22 protein-coding genes are annotated in these 20,436 nt (G+C 65.9%); 16 read left to right on the top strand and 6 right to left on the bottom strand.

Annotated features, from left to right (window positions below; all coding sequences use genetic code 11):
• Positions 1 to 106: 106 nt before the first annotated feature.
• The 3 genes from rplU (at position 107) to J2X38_RS21015 (ending at position 1,754) form a co-directional block, all read left to right on the top strand.
• Positions 107 to 595, top strand: coding sequence for a 50S ribosomal protein L21 (rplU, locus tag J2X38_RS21025; protein ID WP_058537736.1), 489 nt, complete (start codon positions 107 to 109; stop codon positions 593 to 595).
• Between the two features lie 52 nt (positions 596 to 647).
• Entirely contained in the window at positions 648 to 917 is a 270-nt protein-coding gene (gene rpmA / locus J2X38_RS21020) for a 50S ribosomal protein L27 (protein WP_037513604.1), read from the top strand.
• Positions 918 to 1,157: 240 nt separating this feature from the next.
• Positions 1,158 to 1,754, top strand: a complete 597-nt coding sequence (locus J2X38_RS21015) for a GNAT family N-acetyltransferase (RefSeq protein ID WP_310257196.1) — start codon at positions 1,158 to 1,160, stop codon at positions 1,752 to 1,754.
• Positions 1,755 to 1,845: 91 nt separating this feature from the next.
• Here the strand turns inward: J2X38_RS21015 and J2X38_RS21010 are convergent, their stop codons facing one another.
• Positions 1,846 to 2,439 carry a DUF937 domain-containing protein gene (locus J2X38_RS21010; RefSeq protein WP_310257194.1) on the bottom strand — a complete coding sequence of 198 codons (594 nt, stop codon included), beginning with the start codon at positions 2,437 to 2,439 and terminating at the stop codon, positions 1,846 to 1,848.
• A 179-nt stretch (positions 2,440 to 2,618) separates the two neighbouring features.
• Between J2X38_RS21010 and J2X38_RS21005 the strand changes: the two genes are divergently transcribed.
• The 3 genes from J2X38_RS21005 (at position 2,619) to J2X38_RS20995 (ending at position 5,924) form a co-directional block, all read left to right on the top strand.
• Entirely contained in the window at positions 2,619 to 3,017 is a 399-nt protein-coding gene (locus J2X38_RS21005) for a DUF3597 domain-containing protein (RefSeq protein WP_039577117.1), read from the top strand.
• A 124-nt stretch (positions 3,018 to 3,141) separates the two neighbouring features.
• Positions 3,142 to 4,986, top strand: coding sequence for a DUF885 domain-containing protein (locus J2X38_RS21000; protein WP_310257191.1), 1,845 nt, complete (start codon positions 3,142 to 3,144; stop codon positions 4,984 to 4,986).
• Complete coding sequence (locus J2X38_RS20995; RefSeq protein WP_310257188.1) at positions 4,983 to 5,924, top strand: DUF2268 domain-containing putative Zn-dependent protease; 942 nt, start codon at positions 4,983 to 4,985, stop codon at positions 5,922 to 5,924. Before J2X38_RS21000 ends, J2X38_RS20995 begins: the two co-directional genes overlap by 4 nt.
• Here J2X38_RS20995 and J2X38_RS20990 read toward each other — a convergent pair.
• Entirely contained in the window at positions 5,921 to 6,370 is a 450-nt protein-coding gene (locus tag J2X38_RS20990) for a hypothetical protein (RefSeq protein ID WP_310257186.1), read from the bottom strand. The two genes, J2X38_RS20995 and J2X38_RS20990, sit on opposite strands and share 4 nt — an antisense overlap.
• A 49-nt stretch (positions 6,371 to 6,419) precedes the next feature.
• A complete protein-coding gene (locus tag J2X38_RS20985; RefSeq protein ID WP_310257183.1) occupies positions 6,420 to 8,021 on the bottom strand; it encodes a phosphoenolpyruvate carboxykinase in 1,602 nt (533 codons plus the stop codon).
• A 280-nt stretch (positions 8,022 to 8,301) separates the two neighbouring features.
• Here J2X38_RS20985 and J2X38_RS20980 point away from each other — a divergent pair, with 280 nt between their 5' ends.
• The 8 genes from J2X38_RS20980 to J2X38_RS20945 all read left to right on the top strand — a co-directional run bounded on the left by J2X38_RS20980 (position 8,302) and on the right by J2X38_RS20945 (position 14,441).
• Positions 8,302 to 9,012 (top strand): response regulator transcription factor, encoded by a 711-nt coding sequence (locus J2X38_RS20980; protein WP_058537730.1) that lies wholly within the window; start codon positions 8,302 to 8,304, stop codon positions 9,010 to 9,012.
• The gene (locus J2X38_RS20975) at positions 9,002 to 10,624 is read left to right on the top strand and encodes an ATP-binding protein (protein WP_058537843.1); all 1,623 of its coding nucleotides are present in this window, start codon (positions 9,002 to 9,004) and stop codon (positions 10,622 to 10,624) included. The genes J2X38_RS20980 and J2X38_RS20975 overlap by 11 nt, the downstream gene beginning before the upstream one ends.
• 129 nt (positions 10,625 to 10,753) lie before the next feature.
• On the top strand, positions 10,754 to 11,200 hold the full coding sequence (locus tag J2X38_RS20970; RefSeq protein WP_310257176.1) for an HPr kinase/phosphatase C-terminal domain-containing protein: 447 nt from the start codon (positions 10,754 to 10,756) through the stop codon (positions 11,198 to 11,200).
• Between the two features lie 10 nt (positions 11,201 to 11,210).
• Positions 11,211 to 12,149: an RNase adapter RapZ gene (rapZ, locus tag J2X38_RS20965; protein WP_058537728.1), complete on the top strand. Its 939-nt coding sequence runs from the start codon at positions 11,211 to 11,213 to the stop codon at positions 12,147 to 12,149.
• A gap of 14 nt (positions 12,150 to 12,163) precedes the next feature.
• Positions 12,164 to 12,592 carry a PTS sugar transporter subunit IIA gene (locus tag J2X38_RS20960; protein ID WP_037513594.1) on the top strand — a complete coding sequence of 143 codons (429 nt, stop codon included), beginning with the start codon at positions 12,164 to 12,166 and terminating at the stop codon, positions 12,590 to 12,592.
• Positions 12,589 to 12,867, top strand: a complete 279-nt coding sequence (locus tag J2X38_RS20955) for an HPr family phosphocarrier protein (RefSeq protein ID WP_058537727.1) — start codon at positions 12,589 to 12,591, stop codon at positions 12,865 to 12,867. Before J2X38_RS20960 ends, J2X38_RS20955 begins: the two co-directional genes overlap by 4 nt.
• A gap of 4 nt (positions 12,868 to 12,871) precedes the next feature.
• Positions 12,872 to 13,681, top strand: a complete 810-nt coding sequence (locus tag J2X38_RS20950; RefSeq protein ID WP_310257169.1) for an RNA methyltransferase — start codon at positions 12,872 to 12,874, stop codon at positions 13,679 to 13,681.
• A gap of 52 nt (positions 13,682 to 13,733) precedes the next feature.
• Complete coding sequence (locus J2X38_RS20945; RefSeq protein WP_310257167.1) at positions 13,734 to 14,441, top strand: META domain-containing protein; 708 nt, start codon at positions 13,734 to 13,736, stop codon at positions 14,439 to 14,441.
• Positions 14,442 to 14,635: 194 nt separating this feature from the next.
• Here the strand turns inward: J2X38_RS20945 and J2X38_RS20940 are convergent, their stop codons facing one another.
• The 3 genes from J2X38_RS20940 to J2X38_RS20930 are packed head-to-tail and all read right to left on the bottom strand — an operon-like array spanning position 14,636 to position 17,055.
• Positions 14,636 to 15,988, bottom strand: a complete 1,353-nt coding sequence (locus J2X38_RS20940; protein WP_310257164.1) for a DNA recombination protein RmuC — start codon at positions 15,986 to 15,988, stop codon at positions 14,636 to 14,638.
• Positions 15,989 to 16,044: 56 nt separating this feature from the next.
• Positions 16,045 to 16,500, bottom strand: coding sequence for a vgr related protein (locus J2X38_RS20935; protein WP_405053479.1), 456 nt, complete (start codon positions 16,498 to 16,500; stop codon positions 16,045 to 16,047).
• Positions 16,501 to 16,527: 27 nt separating this feature from the next.
• Positions 16,528 to 17,055, bottom strand: a complete 528-nt coding sequence (locus J2X38_RS20930; protein WP_310257157.1) for a copper chaperone PCu(A)C — start codon at positions 17,053 to 17,055, stop codon at positions 16,528 to 16,530.
• A 154-nt stretch (positions 17,056 to 17,209) separates the two neighbouring features.
• Here J2X38_RS20930 and dnaK point away from each other — a divergent pair, with 154 nt between their 5' ends.
• Together dnaK and dnaJ are read left to right on the top strand one after the other, a co-directional pair.
• A complete protein-coding gene (dnaK, locus tag J2X38_RS20925; RefSeq protein ID WP_058537720.1) occupies positions 17,210 to 19,117 on the top strand; it encodes a molecular chaperone DnaK in 1,908 nt (635 codons plus the stop codon).
• A gap of 116 nt (positions 19,118 to 19,233) precedes the next feature.
• Positions 19,234 to 20,358, top strand: coding sequence for a molecular chaperone DnaJ (gene dnaJ / locus J2X38_RS20920; RefSeq protein ID WP_058537719.1), 1,125 nt, complete (start codon positions 19,234 to 19,236; stop codon positions 20,356 to 20,358).
• The last annotated feature ends 78 nt before the right edge of the window (positions 20,359 to 20,436 follow it).

Genomic DNA, 20,436 nt, shown 5'->3' with positions numbered 1-20,436 from the left:
GCTTGGCTCGCTAGTGGCGCTGACTTTCCCGCATGCCGGAAAAATCGCCTGCTTTGGCGGGTGACTGGCAGCGTGGGTGTTTTAGTTTCTGATTGGATGGAAGACCATGTTCGCAATCGTGCGCACGGGCGGCAAGCAGTATCGCGTCGCCGCTGGAGACAAGATCGCCGTTGAAAAGATCGACGGCGAAGCTGGCGACACCGTGTCGCTGGGCGACATCCTGCTGGCCGGTGACGGCGGCGAAGTGAAGAGTGCCGATGGCCTCGTCGTTTCGGCCGAGATCATCGCCCAGACGCGCGGCGAAAAGGTCATCGTCTTCAAGAAGCGCCGCCGGCACAATTATCGTCGCCGCAACGGTCACCGCCAGTCGCTGACGCTGCTGCGCATCCTCGCCGTCGGCGATGCCAAGAAGGCCGCGCCGAAGAAGGAAGCCGCTCCGAAGGCAGAGGCCGCTCCGGCCGCCGAAGCCAAGGCTGCTGCGCCCGCCAAGGAAGCCGCGCCGAAGAAGGCCGCTGCTCCGAAGACCGAAGCCGCTGCCGAAGCGCCCGCAAAGAAGCCCGCTGCCAAGAAGGCAGCCCCCAAGAAGGAAGCCTGAGCGCGGCAACGCGGCTCGGCCTCTCGAACGAACGAATTAAGGAGCATCAGTCATGGCACATAAGAAAGCAGGCGGTTCTTCGCGCAACGGTCGCGACTCAGCCGGCCGCCGCCTTGGCGTGAAGAAGTTCGGCGGTCAGGAAGTGATCGGCGGCAACATTATCGTGCGTCAGCGCGGCACCAAGGTTTACCCGGGTGTCAACGTTGGCATGGGCAAGGACCACACGCTGTTCGCAACCGCCGACGGCCAGGTCCGATTCCACGATGGCAAGCTTGGCCGCAAATATGTGTCGGTCGACGCCATGGCGGAAGCCGCCGAATAAGGACGATCTTCCAGGGTCGTCCACCAAGGGATGACCCGGAACGGTCCTTTCCGCCGCAAGCGGAAACAAAGTTCGAAAAGAGGGAGACGGGTCGCCCCCGATCTCCCTTTTTTCTTGTCCAAAATCCGTCACTTGTGACGATCGGGCGCGAAAACGGGGCCATCCATCTCCCTCCATATCGAATGTCGTCAAAGCGTCACCATCTGGCGCCAAGGCGACAGGCATTGGGAGTTAGAAAAGATGTTCGCGCGTACCGAAAGACTGTTGCTGCGGCCCGGCTGGCTGGAAGACGCCCCCGCGCTCGCCCAAGCGATCGGCGAGGAAGCGGTGGTCCGCAATCTCGCTCGCGCCCCTTGGCCCTATGGCGAAGAGCAGGCACAGGCATATTTGAGCCAGCCGATCGATCCCGACCAGCCGCGCTTCCTGATCTTTGCCCGCACCGGCGGCGCGCCGCGCCTCGTCGGCGGCTGCGGCATAGCGCCGAGCCCCGAGGGTCCGCTCGAAATGGGTTACTGGATCGCGCGGCCCTATTGGGGCCTCGGCTTTGCGACCGAGGCCGGGCGCCAGCTCATCCATATCGCGCGCGCGATGAACCTGCCGAAGCTGTCGGCGGGCCACTTCCTCGACAATCCGGCGTCGGGCGCGGTGCTGCGCAAGCTTGGTTTTAAGCCCACCGGCAAGGTCGCGCAGCGCTATAGCCTCGCGCGTGGCGGCGAGGCGGCGTGCGCGCTGTTCGAGGAAGGCGACGCCACATCGGACGGCACCGTCACCCCGATGCGAAGCCGCATCGGGGTGGACGAGGATTTCCGTGAGGAATTGCGCCTGATCGCGGCTTAACAGTTAGCGTCGCCCCCGCGAAGGCGGGGGCCGCTGGCAGCCTTACGCTATTCCGATAGCGGCCCCCGCCTTCGCGGGGGCGACGATTTCATTACCCCCGCATCTTGTTGACCATGCCCATGATGTCGTCGAGGGGATTGCCGTCGCCGTCCATGTCGAGCATCTTGCCGAGGCCGCCCAGGCTTCCGCCAAGGCCGCCGGCCGACGGGGCCGCACCGCCGCCCATCGCGCCGCCGAGCACATTGCCGAGCATACCGCCGAGGCCGCCGCTCTCGCCGCCCTGCCCGCCCTGCTTCGCCATATAGCCCGCGGCCATCATCGCGAGCATCGGCAGCATCTGCTTGAGAATCCCCGAATCGATCCCGGTCTGCGCGGCCGCCTGTCCGGCGACGGTGCGGCTGACATCCTTCGACCCGAAAATCTGCCCGAGCACGTCATTGCCCTGGCTCACTTCCGTGGGCTGCGATCCGAGGACCGAATCGAGCAGCCCGCCGCCGCCCAGCTGGCCGAGCAGCCCGCCCAGTCCTTCGACGCCGCCGCCCGATTGCGCCTGTTTTTTGAACCCGCCGAGAATCGCGGGAAGCAGCGCGTCGGCGCCCTGTTTTGCCATCGCGGGCGGAATGCCCAGTTCCTTCGCCATCGATTCGATGCCGCCAGCCTGCGCCAAAATGTCGGTGAGATTCATATCGTCATACTCCCGCTTCGGCGCGGATCGGACACCGCGCCGACTGGAATGAGTATAGCAGCGCGCGAGCGAAGAACGAGTCGGTCTTTTGACTGTCATTCTCAAATGCATAGTCCTAGCCTGCAACTGTTCGACTCGCCTCTTCCGGGTTGGGCCGCTATTCTAGTGGGAGCTACACAATGAGCATTTTCGGCAAGATCAAGGACGCCATCTTCGGCAAGAAGGCCGTCGCCGCAGAACCCGCCGCCCCGGCCGCCCCCAGCCCCGTCGGCACCGCGCTCGACGCCGCGACGCAAGCCATGGCAGCAGCGGCCGCCGCGCCGGTCGATGTCGATGCCATCCTCACCGCCGAGGCCGCCAATGCCGGGCAGGATCTCAACTGGCGCACGTCGATCGTCGACCTGATGAAGCTGCTCGGGATCGATTCGAGCCTCGCCAACCGCAAGGAGCTGGCGCAGGAACTCGGCTATACCGGCGAACTCGACGGCAGCGCCGAAATGAACATCTGGCTGCACAAGGCGGTGATGCGCGAACTCGCGGCGAACGGCGGCAAGGTGCCCGCCGACCTTACCGACTGATAGACGGCCGATAATTTTCGACGGGGGTCGGGAGGGCGGAGGCTTTCCCGGCCCCTTTTCGTTGACCGCCGCGCGGCGCTCCCTAGACAGGTTTCACAAGAAACAAGTCGCCAGGGAGCAGCCCGTGTCCAATCCGCTTTCCACCCCCGTCAGCCGCCGCCAGACGCTCGCCACACTCGGCGCGGGCACCGCGGGGCTTGCCCTCGCCGGCCCCGCGGCCGCGCTGCAGTCGCCGCCGAAGACCGGCGCGCAGAAACTGCTCGATTCGGTCGCCGACAATCTGCTCGCGCTGTCGCCCGAAGGCGCGACGTCGCTCGGCATCGACACCGGCGCGCGCGCCGCGATGCGGGGGCGTCTCGGCGACCGGTCGGCGGCAGGACAGAAAACCGTCGCCGACACGCTCAGGGCCGACCTCGCGCGCGTGCGCGCGTTCGACAAGGCGGGACTCGATCACAGTACGCGCACCAGCCTTGCCGTCGTCGAAAGCGCCTATGGCGTCGCGCTCGACGGCTTTGCCCTGCCCTATGGCGACGTCGCGGTCGGCGGCTGGCGCAACACGCCCTATGTCGTGATCCAGAATGTCGGTGCCTATCTCGACGTCCCAAAATTCCTCGACAGCGACCATCCGGTGAAGAATGCCGCCGATGCCGAAGCCTATCTGTCGCGTCTCAACGCCTTTCCCGGCGCGCTCGATGGCGAAACCGACCGGCTGAAGGCCGCGGGCGGACAGGGAATGATCGCCCCCGCCTTCCTGATCGACAAGGCGGTGAAGCAGATGGAGGCGAGCCTTGCCGATGCGAAGGCGGGCGGCTCGATGGTCGAAAGCCTCGTCCGCCGCACCGGCACGGCGAAGATCGCGGGCGACTGGAGCGCGCGCTCGGCGAAGATCGTGCAGGGTCCCGTCGTCGCGGCGCTCGAACGCCAGCTCGCTGAGATGAAGGCGCAGCGGCCGAAGGCGACAATGGACGCCGGCATGTGGGCGCGGCCGGGCGGCGACGAATGGTATGCGTGGGGGCTGCGCGCCTCGACCACCACCCGCATGACCCCCGACGAGATCCACGCGATGGGCCGCGAAGAACTCGCCGAACTCCACGGCCGGATGGATCCGATCCTCAAAAAGCTCGGCTACACGCAAGGCTCGGTCGGCGACCGGATGAACGCGCTCGCCAAGGATCCGCGCTTCAAATTCCCTGACAATGATGCGGGCCGCGCCGAAATCCACGCCTATATCCAGACGTGGCTCGGCAAGATCCGCGCCGAGTTGCCGCGCGCCTTCCGCACTTTGGTGAAAGGCAATGTCGAGGTGAAGCGGCTACCGCTCGCCGAGGAGCCCGGCGCGCCCGCGGCCTATGGCGGCGCGGGGTCGATCGACGGCAGCGTTCCGGGCAAATTCTGGATCAACCTGCGCACGACCGAGCTCCACAGCAAATATTCGCTCCCCGACCTGACGATGCACGAGGCGATCCCCGGGCATGTGTGGCAGGGCGAATATGCGAACCAGATGCCGCTGATCCGTACGATGCTGGCGTTCAACGCCTATTCGGAAGGGTGGGCCTTGTACGCCGAGCAGCTCGCCGACGAACTCGGCCTCTACGACGATTTCGAGGTCGGGCGTTTGGGCTACCTCCAGTCGCTCGCATTCCGCGCCTGCCGCCTCGTCGTCGATACCGGCCTTCACGCGAAGCGCTGGACGCGCGAGCAGGGCGTTGACTTTTTCGTCAAGGAAAATGGCTCGAACCCGCTCGAGGTCGCGAGCGAGGTCGACCGTTATTGCAGCTGGGCCGGACAGGCGTGCGGCTACAAGGTCGGGCACAGCGAGATCGTCCGCCAGCGCGGACTCGCGCAAAAGGCGCTCGGCGCAAAATATGACCTCCGCGATTTCGACAATGTCGTCGTCGAGGGCGGCAACGTCCCGCTCGACGTGCTCGCGCAGAATGTCGCGGCCTATGTGGCGGAGAAGAAGGCATGACGGTGCGGCGCATGATGCAAAGCCTGTTCGGCGTGGCGCTGCTCGCGGCGATCCCGGGGCAGGCATCCGAATCGGCCCCGCCGCACGGCGGCGCGCGCGTCGCCATCGTGACGAGCGACGTCGATCGCTTTTACGCGCTTTATGATGACCCCGCACTCGCAAGCCAGCCCGATGTGGTGGCGACGCGCTATCTGGCCGCCCCCACGCCGGGGCTGGCGGAATTCATGGTGATGCGCCGGATCACCCCCGAAAAGCTCGCCGCCGCGCTGCGCGACAAACGCCAGGTCTTTGACGACGCGCGTGGTTGCGCGACCCATCTTCCCGATGTCCGCACGCGGCTTGTCGCCGCGACGGACCGCCTCGCCCAGCTTTATCCCGCTGCGAAATTCCCCCCGATCACCATCGCCATCGGCCGCGCCACGACGGCGGGAACGGCGAATGCGAAGGGGCTGTACATCGGCCTCGAAGCCTTGTGCGCCGCCAAATTCATCGAAGCCGACGACGAGGACCGCTTCGTCCACGTCATCGCGCATGAATATGTCCACGCGCAGCAGCCGCTTGCGCAAGTCGAGGATCGCGAAGAATCGGTGCTGCGCGCCGCGCTCGTCGAGGGCGCCGCCGAATTTGTCGCCGAACAGATGTCGGGTTCGGTCGGCTATCCGCTGCTCCACATATGGGCCAAGGGACGCGAGAAGGAGCTGGAGACGGCTTTCCTCGCCGAGAAGGACGCCAAGGCGATCGGGTCGCGCTGGCTCTACAACAAACAAGGCGCGGACGGGTGGCCCGGCGACCTTGGTTATTGGGTCGGCTATCGCGTCGCGAAAAGCTATTACGGCCGGACCCCGGACAAGGCCGCGGCGATCAAGGCGATCATCGAGATGCGCGACCCCGCCGCCTTCCTCGCGGAGAGCGGTTGGACGCCCGGAATGAAGCTTTAGGCAGGCAGCGGCGCGAGATCGGGTTCGACGAAGGCGCGCCGCGCCGGGACCGAAAAGAGCAGCTCGCGGCTGTAGAAGCGTAGCGGCCAGTCGCGACGGCCGATGTCGGAAAGCAGCAGCGCGTTGACGCGCGCCGCGAGCCCGGTCTCCGCCGTCTCCGACAGGAACAGCCGCACGCCTGCGACATAGGCGCGGGTAACGCTGTCATGATAGCCGCCATGGTCGTCGTTCACGCCGCCGACGCTTTCGTTGAAGCGGCGGATAATGGTGCCAATCTCGGCGTCAACATCGACGTCGCGGCGCTCGGTCAGCAGCCAGAGGCACGCGCCGAGATGCGCCTCGTGCGTCCACGCCTCGCGCGGCAACGCGCACGCCAGCAGCCCTTCGCCGAGCGCGCGGATTTCATCGTCGCGCGCGAACAGGCGCGGTTTATATTCGGTGGTCATGAGTCCGGTCCTTCCGGGTGATGTGCCACCCGGAAGCGATCCGGGTCAATTACGCTGCGACGGCGGCCTGCGGTGCGGCCTGGCGGACGCCTTCGTCGACATGGTCCGCAAATTGCGCGAAATTGTCGATGAATTGGCCGACGAGCGTTTGCGCGGTGCGGTCATAGGCCGCCTTGTCGGCCCACGCTTCGCGCGGATCGAGCAGGTTGCTGTCGACGCCCGGAACCGCGACGGGGACCATGAAGCCGAAATTCGGGTCCTTGCGGAATTCGGCGTCGTTGAGGCTGCCGTCGAGCGCGGCGTTGAGCAGCGCGCGCGTCGCCTTGATCGGCATGCGCTTGATCCCGTCCATCGTCGCCATGCCGCCGGTCCAGCCGGTGTTGACGAGCCAGCACTGGACGCCGCCCTTGGCGATGCGTTCCTTGAGCAGATTGCCGTAGACCGACGGGTGGCGCGGCATGAAGGGCGCGCCGAAGCAGGTCGAGAAGGTCGCCTCGGGCTCGGTCACGCCGATTTCGGTCCCCGCGACGCGCGCGGTGTAGCCCGACAGGAAATGATACATCGCCTGATCGGGGGTCAGCTTCGCGATCGGGGGCAAAACGCCATAGGCATCGGCCGTCAGCATGATCACCGTCTTGGGCACCGGACCCATATTATGGTCCGACGTGTTCGGAATGAAGTCGATCGGGTACGAACCGCGGCTGTTCTCGGCGAGGCTCGCGTCGTCGAAATCAAGCTCGCGCGTCACGGGATCGATCACGACATTTTCGAGCACGGTGCCGAAACGCTTCGTCGTCGCGAAAATCTCGGGCTCGGCCTCGGGCGAGAGGCGGATCATCTTCGCGTAGCAGCCGCCCTCGAAGTTGAAGACCGCGGTGTCCGACCAGCCATGCTCGTCGTCGCCGATCAGCGTGCGCGAGGCGTCGGCCGACAGCGTCGTCTTGCCGGTGCCCGACAGGCCGAAGAAGACCGCAGTGTCGCCCTTGGGGCCGATATTCGCCGAGCAATGCATCGGCATCACGCCATCGACGGGGAGCAGATAGTTGAGGATGCCGAACACCGATTTCTTCATCTCGCCGGCATACTGCGTGCCGCCGATCAGGATCAGCTTCTCGGCAAAATTGACCGCGACGACGGTTTCGGTTCGCGTACCGTGCTTCGCGGGATCGGCGCGGAAGCTCGGCAGGTCGATGATCGTATATTCAGCCGCGAACGCGGCGAGTTCGGCCGCGGTCGGGCGGCAGAGCAACGTGCGGATGAACTGGCTGTGCCAGGCGAATTCGGTGACGACCTGCACCGCGACGCGATGCTCGGGCTGCGAGCCGCCGAACAGTTGCTGGCGATAGAGGCGCGGGCGCTGCGCGAGATGCGCGAAGAAGTCGGCCTTCAACGCTGCGAAATGATCGGGGGTCATCGGGACATTGGTCTTGCCCCACCAGATCGTGTCGGCGGTCTCGGCGTCCTGGACGATGAACTTGTCCTTGGCGCTGCGCCCGGTGTGCTTGCCGGTTTCGACGACCAGCGGGCCGTCCTTGGCGAGCACGCCCTCGCCGTGGCGGACCGCGTCCTCGATCAGCTGCGGCGTGCCCCAGTTTTCGGCGACCTCCGCCTTCGTCTCGACGGTGCTCGCGCCGATCAATATCTTGGTCATCTGCCTTCGCCTTTCCTTGTCCGGCGGCGTCGTTGCATACCTATGCAATGCTTAGCGCACTAATGGGTTGGCCCGCATTTGCATGGGTGCCGACGTGACCGCCGATTCCGAAATCCCGGCCGCGTTAGCTCGCTTGGCGGGGGAGGTCAAAAGATTAAAGCGGGGCCGCGCGGCGCTTGCGACGAACGCGCGGCGAGGGAACCGGTGACCATGCGCGCGCTGTTGTCGCTGCGCCCCGGATAGGCTAATCGATCTGCCGGGCCCGCCCAACGGAAAGAGCATGACGGCAACTATCGCGCTGGTCGACGACGACCGCAACATTCTGCAATCCCTTTCCATCGCGCTGCAGGCCGAGGGTTTCGTGACGCGCGTCTATTCGGACGGCGAAGCGGCGCTGAAACCGCTCATCGACAATCCGCCCGACCTGGCAGTGTTCGACATCAAGATGCCGCGCATGGACGGGCTCGAACTGCTGCGCCGCTTGCGCGAAAAGAGCCAGCTTCCGGTCATCTTCCTCACCAGCAAGGACGACGAGATCGACGAGGCGCTGGGGCTCGCGATGGGCGCCGACGATTATATCGCCAAGCCCTTTTCTCAGCGCCTGGTGATCGCGCGCATTCGCGCCATCTTGCGCCGTGTCGAGCTCAACAAAAGCGCGTCCGAAGAGGGCGACGAGCCCGTCGCCGAACCGATCACCCGCGGCCGGCTGAGCATGGACCCGGCGCGCCACAAGGTCGCGTGGGACGGCAAGGACGTCACGCTGACGGTCACCGAATTCCTGATCCTCGAAACGCTTGCCAGCCGCCCCGGCATCGTGCGCAGCCGCAACCAGTTGATGGACGCGGCCTATCAGGACGACGTCTATATCGACGACCGCACGATCGACAGCCACATCAAGCGCCTGCGCCGCAAGTTCCGCGAGGTCGACCCCGAATTCGACGCGATCGCCACCCTCTATGGCGCGGGGTATCGCTTTGCCGATGAAAGCTGACGCCCAAAAACGCGACGGGCAGAAACCCGAGGGGAGCGTCGCCGAGCAGGAGGAATCGCCGCTCGTCTGGTCGGCGCGCTGGTCGCTGACGACGCGCATCCTCGCGGTGAACATCCTCGCGATCGCGCTGCTCGCGGGCGGCTTCTATTATCTCGACACCTATCGCAGCCGCCTGGTCGATACGCGCATTGAGGTGATGAAGGACCAACTCGCGATGCTCGACAGCGCGCTCGAGGCGGCACGCCCCGAGGAGCGGACGCGGCTGATCGAGGAGTTCGCGACCGCGACCGAATCGCGGCTGCGCTTCTACGCCCCCGACGGCCGGCGCATCTCCGACAGTTTCCAGAACGGTCCGCCGACCTATACGCTGCGCGATCCCGACCTCCAGCCATGGAAGCGCGATGCCGCGCGCGCGATGGACCGCGGGATCGACTGGGTCGTCGGCGCGCCGACCTATCCCGATTTCGAGGAACCCCGCGTCGACCGGGCGCAGTCCTGGCCCGAAGTCGTCGAGGCACAGACCGGCGGGGTCGCCGCGAGCCGCTTCCGCTTTGCCCCCGAACGCACGCCGCTGCTCAGCGCCGCACGCGTCGTCGACCTCGAGACGCCGCAGACGGTGCTGATGACGCTCAACGCGCGCGACATCACGCGCACCGTGCGCGCCGAGCGGTTCCGCATCGCGGTCGTCGTCTTCATGGTTCTGCTCGCCTCGGTCCTCCTCTCGCTGTTCCTCGCACGCACGATCGTCCGCCCGCTCCGCCGCCTCGCGCGCGCTGCGGTGCGCGTCCGGCTCGGCCGGGCGCGCGAAGTCGTCGTCCCGCGCCTGCCGAGCCGCCGCGACGAGATCGGGACGCTCGCGCGCGCGCTGTCCGACATGACGCAAGCCCTTCGTGAACGCATCGACGCGGGCGAACATTTCGCCGCCGACGTGACGCACGAACTCAAGAATCCGATCGCCTCGGTCCGCTCGGCGATCGAGGGGCTGGGGCGCGTCAAAAGCGACGAGCAGCGCGCGCAACTGCTCAGCATAGCCGACGAGGACGTCCGCCGGCTCGACCGGCTGGTGAGCGACATCAGTGAGGCGAGCCGCGTCGACGCGCAATTGTCGCGCACGCTGTTCGAACCGATCGACGTCGGCATCATGATCGAATCGATGCTCGCGGCGCGCGCGGCGCGCGTCGACGCGAATGCGCCGCAGCCGCGCGTCGCCTTCGCGCGGCCGCGCAAAGGCACGACGGTGGTGATGGGCGACGGCCACCGGCTCGAACGCGCGATCGACAATGTCATCGACAATGCGATCAGCTTCTCGCCCGAAGCCGGCCTCGTGTGCGTTTCGGCGACGCGCCTCGGCGACGAGGTTCACATCAAGGTCGACGACGACGGCCCCGGCATCGACCCCGCGCAGCGCGATGCCATTTTCCGCCGTTTTCACAGCGAACGCCCTGCCGGCGAGGCATTCGGCCGCCACAGCGGGCTGGGGCTCGCGATCGCGCGGACGATCGTCGAGGGGCATAGCGGGACGATCAGCGCGAAGGATCGCGACGACGGCAAACCCGGCGCCAGCCTGCTCATCACCCTCCCCGCGCGCGAAGGCGGGCAGGACGCGGCGTGATCGTCGCCCCCGCGAAGGCGGGGGCCGCTGGAGACGTCGCGCAAGGCCGACGGCGGCCCCCGCCTTCGCGGGGGCGACGTTCCTTCTATCGCCTTGCGACACCGCATCGTCGCCGGTAAGCCATGCGCCATGCTTCCGAGCCGGACCAGAACCGATATCGTCAATATCCATGCCAGCTGCGTCGCGGCGGGCAATGGCGGCGTGCTGATCCTCGGCAATTCGGGACAGGGCAAATCGGACCTCGCGCTGCGGCTGATCGATCGCGGCGCCAAGCTGGTCGCCGACGATCGCTGCGATATCTGGTTCGAACGCGACCGCCTGTGGTGCCGCCCGCCCGAAAGCCTGGCGGGCAAGCTGGAGGTCCGCGGTATCGGGATCATCGAACGCGCATGGACGGCACCCGTGCCGCTCGCGCTCGCGGTACGCCTGACCGACCGTTACGATCGCATGCCGTCGATCAACCAGGTCGAGATGGTCGCGGGCCACCCGCTGCCCGCGCTGCTCTTGTCAGCGTTTGAGGCGTCGGCGCCGATCAAGATCCTGCTCGCGCTCGAACGGCTGGCGCCCGGCGCATGATGCATCGACGATGAGTCCGGCCGCCGAATCGCGCCTGTTGCTGGTCACCGGCCTGTCGGGCGCGGGCAAGTCGACCGTGCTCAAGGTGCTCGAAGACCTCGGCTGGGAGGTTGTCGACAATCTGCCGCTCGCGCTGCTCGAAACGCTGATCGACGCGCCGATGCAGCGCAGCGAAGCGGGTCGCCCGCTCGCAATCGGGATCGACAGTCGTAGTCGAGGCTTCCGTCCCGCTCTGCTCGTGCGCCGGATCAAGGATTTGCGCGAAGCGGGCGGCCGCGACATCCAGACACTGTTTCTCGACTGCGCCGGCGCCGAGCTCGAGCGCCGCTTTTCCGAAACGCGCCGCCGCCACCCGATGGCCGAGGACCGCCCCGCCGCCGACGGCATCGCGCGCGAGCGCGAGATGATGGAGCCGCTCCGCCGCTGGGCCGAGCATGTCGTCGACACGACGAACTACAGCAGCAACGATTTGCAGCAGGAAATCCGCCAGCGCTTCGGCGACGCCGACGAAGGCGAGCCGGTGCTCAACGTGATGAGCTTCGGCTTCGCGCGCGGCCTGCCGCGCAACGCCGACCTGGTGTTCGACATGCGCTATCTGCGCAACCCGCACTGGGACCCGAAGCTCAAGCCCGGCACCGGACTCGATCCCGACGTCGCCGCCTATGTCATCGCCGACCCCGCCTATGAGGACAGCGTTGCGCAGATCGAGAAATTGATCCTGACGTTGCTGCCGCGCTACCGCGCCGAGGGCAAAAGCTATGTCACCATTGCTTTTGGTTGCACCGGCGGCCGCCACCGGTCGGTCCATGTCGCCAGCCGTGTTGCCCAAACGCTACGCGAATCCGGATATGAGCCAACGCTGACCCACCGCAATCTTGACTCTGCCCCGCAAGATGGGCTTGAGGGCAGGCCCCCGCCCGCGGCTTCCGCGCCCGGCGGCAAAACATAAGGGTCGACGACTGCATGCCGAACGATAAGGCTCTGCCGCTTCTGGGAATGGTGCTCGTCACCCACGGCCGCCTCGCCGAGGAAATGGTGCGCGCGATGGAGCATGTCGTCGGGCCGCAGCGCGCCATCGCGACCGTGTGCATCGGCCCCAACGACAATATGGAAATGCGCCGCAAGGAAATCGCCGACGCGATTCGCAAGGTCGACGAAGGCCGCGGCGTCGTGATGCTGACCGACCTGTTCGGCGGCACGCCCTCGAACCTCGCGATCAGCCTGCTCGAATCGGGGCGCACCGAAGTGATCGCCGGCGTCAACCTGCCGATGCTGATCCGCCTCGAAAGCGCGCGCAAGACGATGGAGCTGCGCGCCGCGGTGATCGCCGCGAAGGAAGCCGGCCAGAAATATATATCGGTCGCGTCGGAAATGCTGGGAGTGGGCCCTTGAACGAAAATTCCCAGACGGTCGAAATCACCAACCAGCGCGGGCTGCACGCGCGCGCGAGCGCCAAGTTCGTGACCTTCGTCAGCCGCCTGCCCGAAAGCGTGTCGGTCGAGGTCGAAAAGGGCGGGTCGCGCGTCAACGGCACCTCGATCATGGGATTGATGATGCTCGGCGCCGCGAAGGGCGATTCGATCACCATCCACACGCGCGGCGACGGCGCCGACGCGGCGCTGCTGAAACTCGTCGGGCTGGTCAAGGACAGCTTCGGCGAGGATTGACGGCATGCGCCGTTCCACCATCGAGAGCCTGTCGAACCCGCTGGTGAAGCGGATGCGGTTGCTGCGCGAGAAACGCCATCGCCGCGCCGAGGGGCTGTTCCTCGCCGAAGGGCTGCGCATCGCGACCGAGGCGCGCGAGGCGGGCGTGCTTCCGCAGTGGCTGTTCCTCGGGCCCGAGGGCGATACGCACCCGCTCGCGGCGGCGCTGGTTGCCGACACGCTGGCGGCGGGCGGCGAGGTCATCGACACGACGGGCGCGATCCTCTCGAAACTGTCGGGCAAGGATAATCCGCAGACCGTCGTCGGCATCTATGCCGAACCGCAGACGTCGCTCGCCGATCTCGACCGGGACGCCGCGCCGATCTGGCTCGTCGCCGAACGGCTGCGCGACCCGGGCAACCTCGGCACGATGCTGCGCACCGGCGATGCGGTCGGCGCGGGCGGGCTGATCCTGCTCGACGAATCGACCGATCCCTATGCGGTCGAGGCGGTGCGCGCGAGCATGGGGGCGATTTTTACGCAGAAGCTGGTGGTCGCGCGCTGGGACGAATTCCTCCCCTGGCTGCGGCAGGGACCGGGCCAGCTCGTCGCGACCTGGCTCGGCGGCGACACGCAGGATTATCAGGCGGTGCGCTACACCGCGCCGACCTTCATCCTCACCGGCAATGAATCGCAGGGCATGCCCCCCGAATATGCCGACGCCGCCGACGTGCGCGTCAAGATGCCGATGATGGGCAAGGCCGACAGCCTGAATGCCGCGGTCGCGACGGCGGTGATGGCGTATGAGGTGCTGAACCAGCGGCGGAACCAATAGCTGGCCGCGCGGTTCATCGATCGATCAGCATAATGCGTTCAGGAGATGCCGCATGATCAGGATCGCCCTACCCGCTTCGCTTCTCGCGCTCGCCGCCTGTGCCCCCGCCGCCGAAGGCCCGCCGCAAAGCCCCGGCGAGCAGCCCGCCGCCTATATGGCGCTCGGCACCGAGCCCGGCTGGACGCTCGAAATCACGCCATCGCGGCTCAACTATGACGGCGACTATGGCGAGACAAAGATCATGGTGCCTAACCCCGGCGCCAAACCTTCGGCAAACGGCCGAACCTATACCACCGACCGCCTGTCGGTCGTGATCAAGCCGGCGCCGTGCAGCGACGGGATGAGCGATCGCCGCTATTCCGACACCGTCGGCATCGTCGCCGACGGCAAGAGCTTGCAGGGGTGCGGCGGCAAAATCCTGCCGCCCGACACGCTCACGGGGTCAAACTGGAGCTTCGTGTCGATCGGCGGCGTGCCCGTCGCGGCGGACTGGCCGACGTCGCTGCAATTCGACGGCAACCGGCTAAGCGGCAGCGCGGGCTGCAACCGCTTTTCGGGCGGCTATGCGGTCGATGGGGGGACACTCAAGGCCGGGCCGCTGATGGCCACCGAAATGGCGTGTCCAGGCGCCGGCATGACGCAGGAGGCGGCCTTCTTCAAACTGATGGCTTCGCCGGTCAGCCTGACCTTCGCCGACGACGGGACGCTGATCCTGACGGGGATTGAAGGCCGGACCGCGGTGCTACGGCGGGTGATTTGACGGGCGCCACATTCCAAAACCGTCATTCCCGCGAAGGCGGGAATCCAGCTTCTTCTGAGCTCTCCGTTCGCACCGACAATCAACCCCGAACCCTTCGCGTTCTTTGCGCCTTTGCGCGATCCAAATAATTTCGCGCAAAGACGCAAAGAAGGAAAAAGCTGGATTCCCGCCTTCGCGGGAATGACGGAGGAGGGTTACTCGCCGTCGTTGACCGCCGCGGGGGCCGAACCCAGCTTCGCCAACGGACGCGCCGATTGTTCAGCAACCGGTAGCGACGGAATTTCCTTGTCGCCGGTTTCGATATCGAGTGCCTCGAAACGTTTCGCCTGCGTCAGCACCTGCGATTCAAAGCTGCCGACAAACGCATTATACGCCCCCGTCGCCTGGTCGAGATTGCGCCCGACCTTGGCGATATGCGCGCCCATCACCGACATGCGTGCGTAAAGCTCCTTGCCGAGCGCGGCGATCTCGCGCGCCTGATTGGCGAGCTTTTCCTGCCGCCACACCGCCGCGACGGTGCGCGCGATTGCGATGAGGTTGGTCGGGGTAGCGAGCAGCACCTTGCGCTCGAACGCATAATCCCAAAGCTCATGGTCCTGATCGAGCGCGGCGGCGAGGAAATGTTCGCCGGGAACGAACATCACGACAAAATCGGGGGTATCGGGAAACTGGTTCCAATAGGCTTTGGCGCCGAGCGTGTTCACATGCGCCTTCATCGCCGCGGCGTGCGCCGCGAGGTGCGCCGCCTTCTCGCGTTCGTCGACCGCGCCGAACGCATCCTGATAGGCGTTGAGCGAAACCTTGGCGTCGATCACGAGGCTCTGCCCGCCCGGAACTTTCACCACGACGTCGGGGCGCAGCCGCCCGCCGTCGCCGCCGTCGACGCTGACCTCGGTCTGGAAATCGGCATGTTCGGAGAGACCGCAGCTTTCGAGTACATTCTTGAGCTGCTGCTCACCCCAGCGCCCGCGCGCCTTGGGCGCGTTGCGCAGCGCGTTGACGAGCTTCGCCGCCTCGCTCGACACGCGTTCGGTGCCCTCGCGCATCGCCGCGATCTGGCCGTGGAGCAGGCCGAAAGCATCGCGCCGCTCGGCCTCGACCTTGCCGACCGCTTCCTCATATTTCTGCAAGCGCTCGTGGACCGGATTCAGAAGCGCTTTCAGATTCTGCCCCGCCGTCTCTTCGCTCTGGCGAAAGCGCGCGTCGGCGCGTTCTAAAAATGCCTTTTGCGCGCCCTCGAGCATCACCTGCCCGACCTCGCGGAACTGCGCGGTGAGCGCCGCCTGCGCATCCTTCAACCCCGCAATCTGCGCGTCATGCGCCTCGTCGCGCGCTTTCTGCTCGCTGAGCAGCGCGGCAAGCCGGATGTCGGCGGTCTTGCGCGCCTCGGCCTCGGCGGCAAGGTCGGTCACCGCGCTCTTGAACCGCTCGGACAACCCGTCGCGCTCGGCCTGGAGCGCGCCCGACTGGCGGCCGGCGAAGAGCCAGCCGATCAGGCCGCCGACGGCCAGGGCAACAAGGGCGATGACAAGCGAGGTTCCATCCATGGGAGGAACATAGGACGAACGCCGCCCCTCTGGCTAGCCAGTAATTGTCGCCCTCGTCACATCGCGTCCCACGATGAGGGCAGGATCGCGCGATAGGCATCGATCCCCGGCGCGCCGCCGACGACCATGCCCTGCGTGAGCAGCCAGTAATGGCGGACGATTTCGGCCTGTTGCTCCAGCCCATAGCGGGTGAGGAGCCAGCCGGGTTTGAGGCTGTAGCTGTAGGTCGCGAACGGATGGCGCATCAGCACCAGATACCAGCGCCCGCGCGTCTGCGCCTGCCACACATGCGTCATCTCGTGGATGAACAGCCCCTGCAGCCGCTGCGACGCGGCGCTGAAATCCTCGCAATAAAGCTCACCATGCGGGTTGAAGTGCAGGCTGCCCATCGGCGCCATGACGATGTGGCGCGGCTGGAAGAAGATCCATTTGTCATGGCACACGCGCACGCGGTCGTAAGCGATGGCGCCGCCGAACACGCTGCGCGCCAGCGCGACCTCGCCTTCGGTCAAGGGACGCGCGTGGCGCGGCACGCGGGCTTATTTCTTGGCCGCGTCCGGCGCCGCCTTGTCAGAGCCATGATCCATCGCGCCATGGTCCATTTCGCCCTCGGCAGCCGCGCCCTCGGCCGGCTTGATCACCAGGTCGAACAGGATGCGCTCATTATTGTTGTTGGTGAACACGAACGCCATCGGCAGCTTGCCCGCGCGCACCGCGGCGCCATTGATGCCCCAGATCATCAGATGCTTGCCGCCCTGCTTGAACACCAGCTCGCCCTTGGCGGGAACGTCGGCGCGGAGCAGCGGCTTCATCGTCACGACGCCATTTTCCTTGACGCTTTCGTGCATTTCGACGCGCTGCGCGAGGTCGGCGGTCACCGCGACGAGCTGGACCGGCTGCGGCCCGCCCTGGACGCGGAAATAGCCGACGGCGGGACGGTCGGGGGTCGCGCCCATCACGATATGGCCGCTCACGACATTGAGCGGCTGTCCCTTGCCCAGATTTTCCCCGCAGGCCGTCAGGGTCAGCGCAGTGGCGGCAAGTGCAAGGATCGCAAAAGGTTTCATTTTGGGAGGACTCCGTAAAAGCGCGTCATTTCACGCCCTCGATAAGCCCTGAAAGCTCTTGTGCCAAGGATTAGCGCACCTATATCGCCCCCATCAAAACCATGGACGGCGTGCCTTTTCAGGGCGCCACAGAAGCAACAAGGACGTAATACCAATGGCCAAAGTGATCGGGATCGACCTCGGCACCACGAACAGCTGTGTCGCGGTGATGGAAGGCGGAAAACCCAAGGTTATCGAAAATGTCGAAGGCACGCGCACGACCCCGTCGATCGTCGCCTTTGCGAAGGATGGCGAGCGCCTGATCGGCCAGCCGGCGAAGCGCCAGGCCGTCACCAACCCCGAAAACACCGTTTTCGCCGTGAAGCGCCTGATCGGCCGCCGCTTCGACGACCCGATCACCAAGAAGGACACCGAGCTGGTCCCCTACACGATCGTCAAGGGCAGCAACGGCGACGCGTGGGTCAAGGCCGGCAACGAAGATTATTCGCCGTCGCAGATTTCGGCCTTCATCCTTCAGAAGATGAAGGAAACCGCCGAAGCCTATCTGGGCGAAAAGGTCGAGCAGGCGGTGATCACCGTTCCCGCTTACTTCAACGACGCGCAGCGCCAGGCGACCAAGGACGCCGGCAAGATCGCGGGCCTCGAAGTGCTGCGCATCATCAACGAGCCGACCGCGGCCGCGCTGGCTTACGGCCTCGACAAGACCGAGAACAAGACGATCGCGGTCTATGACCTTGGCGGCGGCACCTTCGACATCTCGATCCTCGAGGTTGGCGACGGCGTGTTCGAAGTGAAGTCGACCAACGGCGACACCTTCCTCGGCGGCGAGGATTTCGACAGCAAGATTGTCGAATATCTGGCCGACGGCTTCAAGAAGGACGAAGGCATTGATCTCCGCGGTGACAAGCTCGCGCTCCAGCGCCTGAAGGAAGCCGCCGAAAAGGCGAAGATCGAACTGTCGTCGGCCGCGACGACCGAGGTCAACCTGCCCTTCATCACCGCCGACGCCAACGGGCCGAAGCATCTGGTGAAGACGATCACGCGCGCCGACCTCGAAAAGCTGGTCGAAGAGCTGGTCAAGCGCACCCTCGAACCCTGCAAGAAGGCGATCAAGGACGCCGGCATTTCGGCGAGCGAGATCGACGAAGTCGTGCTCGTCGGCGGCATGACGCGCATGCCGCGCGTGCGCGAAGTCGTGAAGGATTTCTTCGGCAAGGAACCGCACACCGGCGTGAACCCCGACGAAGTCGTCGCGATCGGCGCCGCGATCCAGGCGGGCGTGCTGCAGGGCGACGTCAAGGACGTGCTGCTCCTCGACGTCACCCCGCTGAGCCTCGGCATCGAGACGCTGGGCGGCATCATGACCAAGATGATCGACCGCAACACGACGATCCCGACCAAGAAGTCGCAGGTCTACTCCACGGCTGACGACAACCAGTCGGCAGTGACGATCCGCGTGTTCCAGGGCGAGCGCGAAATGGCGCAGGACAACAAGATCCTCGGCCAGTTCGACCTCGTCGGCATCCCGCCCGCGCCGCGCGGTGTGCCGCAGATCGAAGTGACCTTCGACATCGACGCCAACGGCATCGTGTCGGTCCACGCCAAGGACAAGGGCACCGGCAAGGAACAGCAGATCAAGATCCAGGCGTCGGGCGGCCTTTCGGATTCGGACATCGACCAGATGGTCAAGGACGCCGAGCAGTTCGCCGAAGAGGATAAGACGCGCCGTGAGGCGGCCGAGGCGAAGAACAACGCCGAAAGCCTGATCCACTCGACCGAACGCCAGATCATCGAACATGGCGACAAGGTCGACGCGGGCCTCAAGTCCGAGATCGAAGCCGCGATCGCCGAAGCCAAGACCGCGGTCGAAGGCGGCGATGCCGCCGCGATGACCGAAAAGAGCCAGGCGCTCGCGCAGGTCGCGATGAAGCTCGGCCAGGCGATCTACGAGAAGGAGCAGCAGTCGGCCGCATCTCCCGGCGCCGACGAAGCTGGTGAGGCGAAAGCCGACGAAGACGTCGTCGACGCCGAATTCTCCGAAGTCGAAGACGACAAGAAGTAAGAAAATGATCTTCAACCGTCATGCCGGCGCAGGCTGGCATCGCTCTCGGCAAGGCACCGCCAGCCCGATAGCGACCCCGGCTTTCGCCGGGGTGACGGGCTGAAGAGGGGGCCTCTATGTCACTCGACATCGATTATTACGAACTGCTGGAAGTCGAGCGCACCGCCGACGATGCCGCGCTGAAGGCGAGCTACCGCAAGCTCGCGATGAAATATCACCCCGACAAGAATCCGGGGTGCGACAACAGCGAAGCGCGCTTCAAGGCGATCAGCGAAGCCTATGACTGTCTGAAGGACCCGCAGAAGCGCGCCGCCTATGACCGCTTCGGCAAGGCCGGCGTCAACGGCAACGGCGGTTTCGGCGGCGGCAATGGCGCCGATTTCGGCGACATCGGCGATATTTTCGAATCGATCTTCGGCTCGGCGTTCGGCGGCGGACGCCAGCAGCGCGGCCCCGCGCGCGGTGCCGACCTGCGCTACGACATGGAGATCAGGCTCGAGGATGCCTTTGCCGGCGTCACGCGCGAGATCCAGGTCGATGTCGCGGCACGCTGCGAGACGTGCGACGGATCGGGCGCCAAGCCGGGCACACAGACCAACCGCTGCACCACCTGCGCCGGCCACGGCAAGGTGCGCGCGCAGCAGGGTTTCTTCATGGTCGAGCGTACCTGCCCGACCTGTCAGGGTGCGGGCGAGGTCATCGCCGATCCCTGTAATTCATGCCATGGCGAAGGCCGCGTCGACCGGCGCAAGACGCTGACCGTCAACATCCCCGCGGGGGTCGACGAGGGCACGCGCATCCGCCTGTCGGGCGAAGGCGAGAGCGGCGCGCGCGGCGCCGCGCCGGGCGACCTCTACATTTTCTTGCACATGGCGCGGCACAAGGTGTTCGAGCGTGAAGGCACGACGCTGTTCACGCGTGCGCCGATCAGCTTCACGACCGCGGCACTCGGCGGCGAAATCGGCATTCCCGGGCTCGACGGCCAGATGCACGACATCGCCATCCCCGCGGGCATCCAGTCGGGCAAGCAGCTTCGCCAGCGCGGCGCCGGCATGCCGGTGCTCAACGGCCGCGGCCACGGCGACCTTGTCGTCCAGATCGACGTCGAGACCCCGACGAAGCTCACCGCGCGGCAGAAGGAACTGCTCTGCGAGTTTCGCGAAACCGAGACAGGCGAGGAATGCCCCGCAAGCCAGGGCTTTTTCGGCCGCATCAAGGAAATGTGGGACGATCTGACGTAGCGATCCCTCGCTCGCACCTTTGCTTTCTTTCCGTCATCCCCGCGAAGGCGGGGATCCCGCTTCCAGCGCTGCTCTAAA

Origin of the sequence: Sphingopyxis sp. BE235 (assembly GCF_031457175.1) — a bacterium.
Taxonomy (GTDB): Bacteria; Pseudomonadota; Alphaproteobacteria; order Sphingomonadales; family Sphingomonadaceae; genus Sphingopyxis.
Note: the sequence above shows the minus strand (reverse complement) of the source record. Positions and strands in the feature narration are given on the sequence as shown.

What these genes read in the sequence shown, in the direction of transcription:
- rplU (WP_058537736.1), top strand. Translation starts at nt 107, where the DNA reads ATGTTCGCAATCGTGCGCACGGGCGGCAAGCAGTATCGCGTCGCCGCT.
- rpmA (WP_037513604.1), top strand. Translation starts at nt 648, where the DNA reads ATGGCACATAAGAAAGCAGGCGGTTCTTCGCGCAACGGTCGCGACTCA.
- J2X38_RS21015 (WP_310257196.1), top strand. Translation starts at nt 1,158, where the DNA reads ATGTTCGCGCGTACCGAAAGACTGTTGCTGCGGCCCGGCTGGCTGGAA.
- J2X38_RS21010 (WP_310257194.1), bottom strand. Translation starts at nt 2,439, where the DNA reads ATGAATCTCACCGACATTTTGGCGCAGGCTGGCGGCATCGAATCGATG.
- J2X38_RS21005 (WP_039577117.1), top strand. Translation starts at nt 2,619, where the DNA reads ATGAGCATTTTCGGCAAGATCAAGGACGCCATCTTCGGCAAGAAGGCC.
- J2X38_RS20995 (WP_310257188.1), top strand. Translation starts at nt 4,983, where the DNA reads ATGACGGTGCGGCGCATGATGCAAAGCCTGTTCGGCGTGGCGCTGCTC.
- J2X38_RS20990 (WP_310257186.1), bottom strand. Translation starts at nt 6,370, where the DNA reads ATGACCACCGAATATAAACCGCGCCTGTTCGCGCGCGACGATGAAATC.
- J2X38_RS20985 (WP_310257183.1), bottom strand. Translation starts at nt 8,021, where the DNA reads ATGACCAAGATATTGATCGGCGCGAGCACCGTCGAGACGAAGGCGGAG.
- J2X38_RS20980 (WP_058537730.1), top strand. Translation starts at nt 8,302, where the DNA reads ATGACGGCAACTATCGCGCTGGTCGACGACGACCGCAACATTCTGCAA.
- J2X38_RS20975 (WP_058537843.1), top strand. Translation starts at nt 9,002, where the DNA reads ATGAAAGCTGACGCCCAAAAACGCGACGGGCAGAAACCCGAGGGGAGC.
- J2X38_RS20970 (WP_310257176.1), top strand. Translation starts at nt 10,754, where the DNA reads ATGCTTCCGAGCCGGACCAGAACCGATATCGTCAATATCCATGCCAGC.
- rapZ (WP_058537728.1), top strand. Translation starts at nt 11,211, where the DNA reads ATGAGTCCGGCCGCCGAATCGCGCCTGTTGCTGGTCACCGGCCTGTCG.
- J2X38_RS20960 (WP_037513594.1), top strand. Translation starts at nt 12,164, where the DNA reads ATGCCGAACGATAAGGCTCTGCCGCTTCTGGGAATGGTGCTCGTCACC.
- J2X38_RS20950 (WP_310257169.1), top strand. Translation starts at nt 12,872, where the DNA reads ATGCGCCGTTCCACCATCGAGAGCCTGTCGAACCCGCTGGTGAAGCGG.
- J2X38_RS20945 (WP_310257167.1), top strand. Translation starts at nt 13,734, where the DNA reads ATGATCAGGATCGCCCTACCCGCTTCGCTTCTCGCGCTCGCCGCCTGT.
- J2X38_RS20940 (WP_310257164.1), bottom strand. Translation starts at nt 15,988, where the DNA reads ATGGATGGAACCTCGCTTGTCATCGCCCTTGTTGCCCTGGCCGTCGGC.
- J2X38_RS20930 (WP_310257157.1), bottom strand. Translation starts at nt 17,055, where the DNA reads ATGAAACCTTTTGCGATCCTTGCACTTGCCGCCACTGCGCTGACCCTG.
- dnaK (WP_058537720.1), top strand. Translation starts at nt 17,210, where the DNA reads ATGGCCAAAGTGATCGGGATCGACCTCGGCACCACGAACAGCTGTGTC.
- dnaJ (WP_058537719.1), top strand. Translation starts at nt 19,234, where the DNA reads ATGTCACTCGACATCGATTATTACGAACTGCTGGAAGTCGAGCGCACC.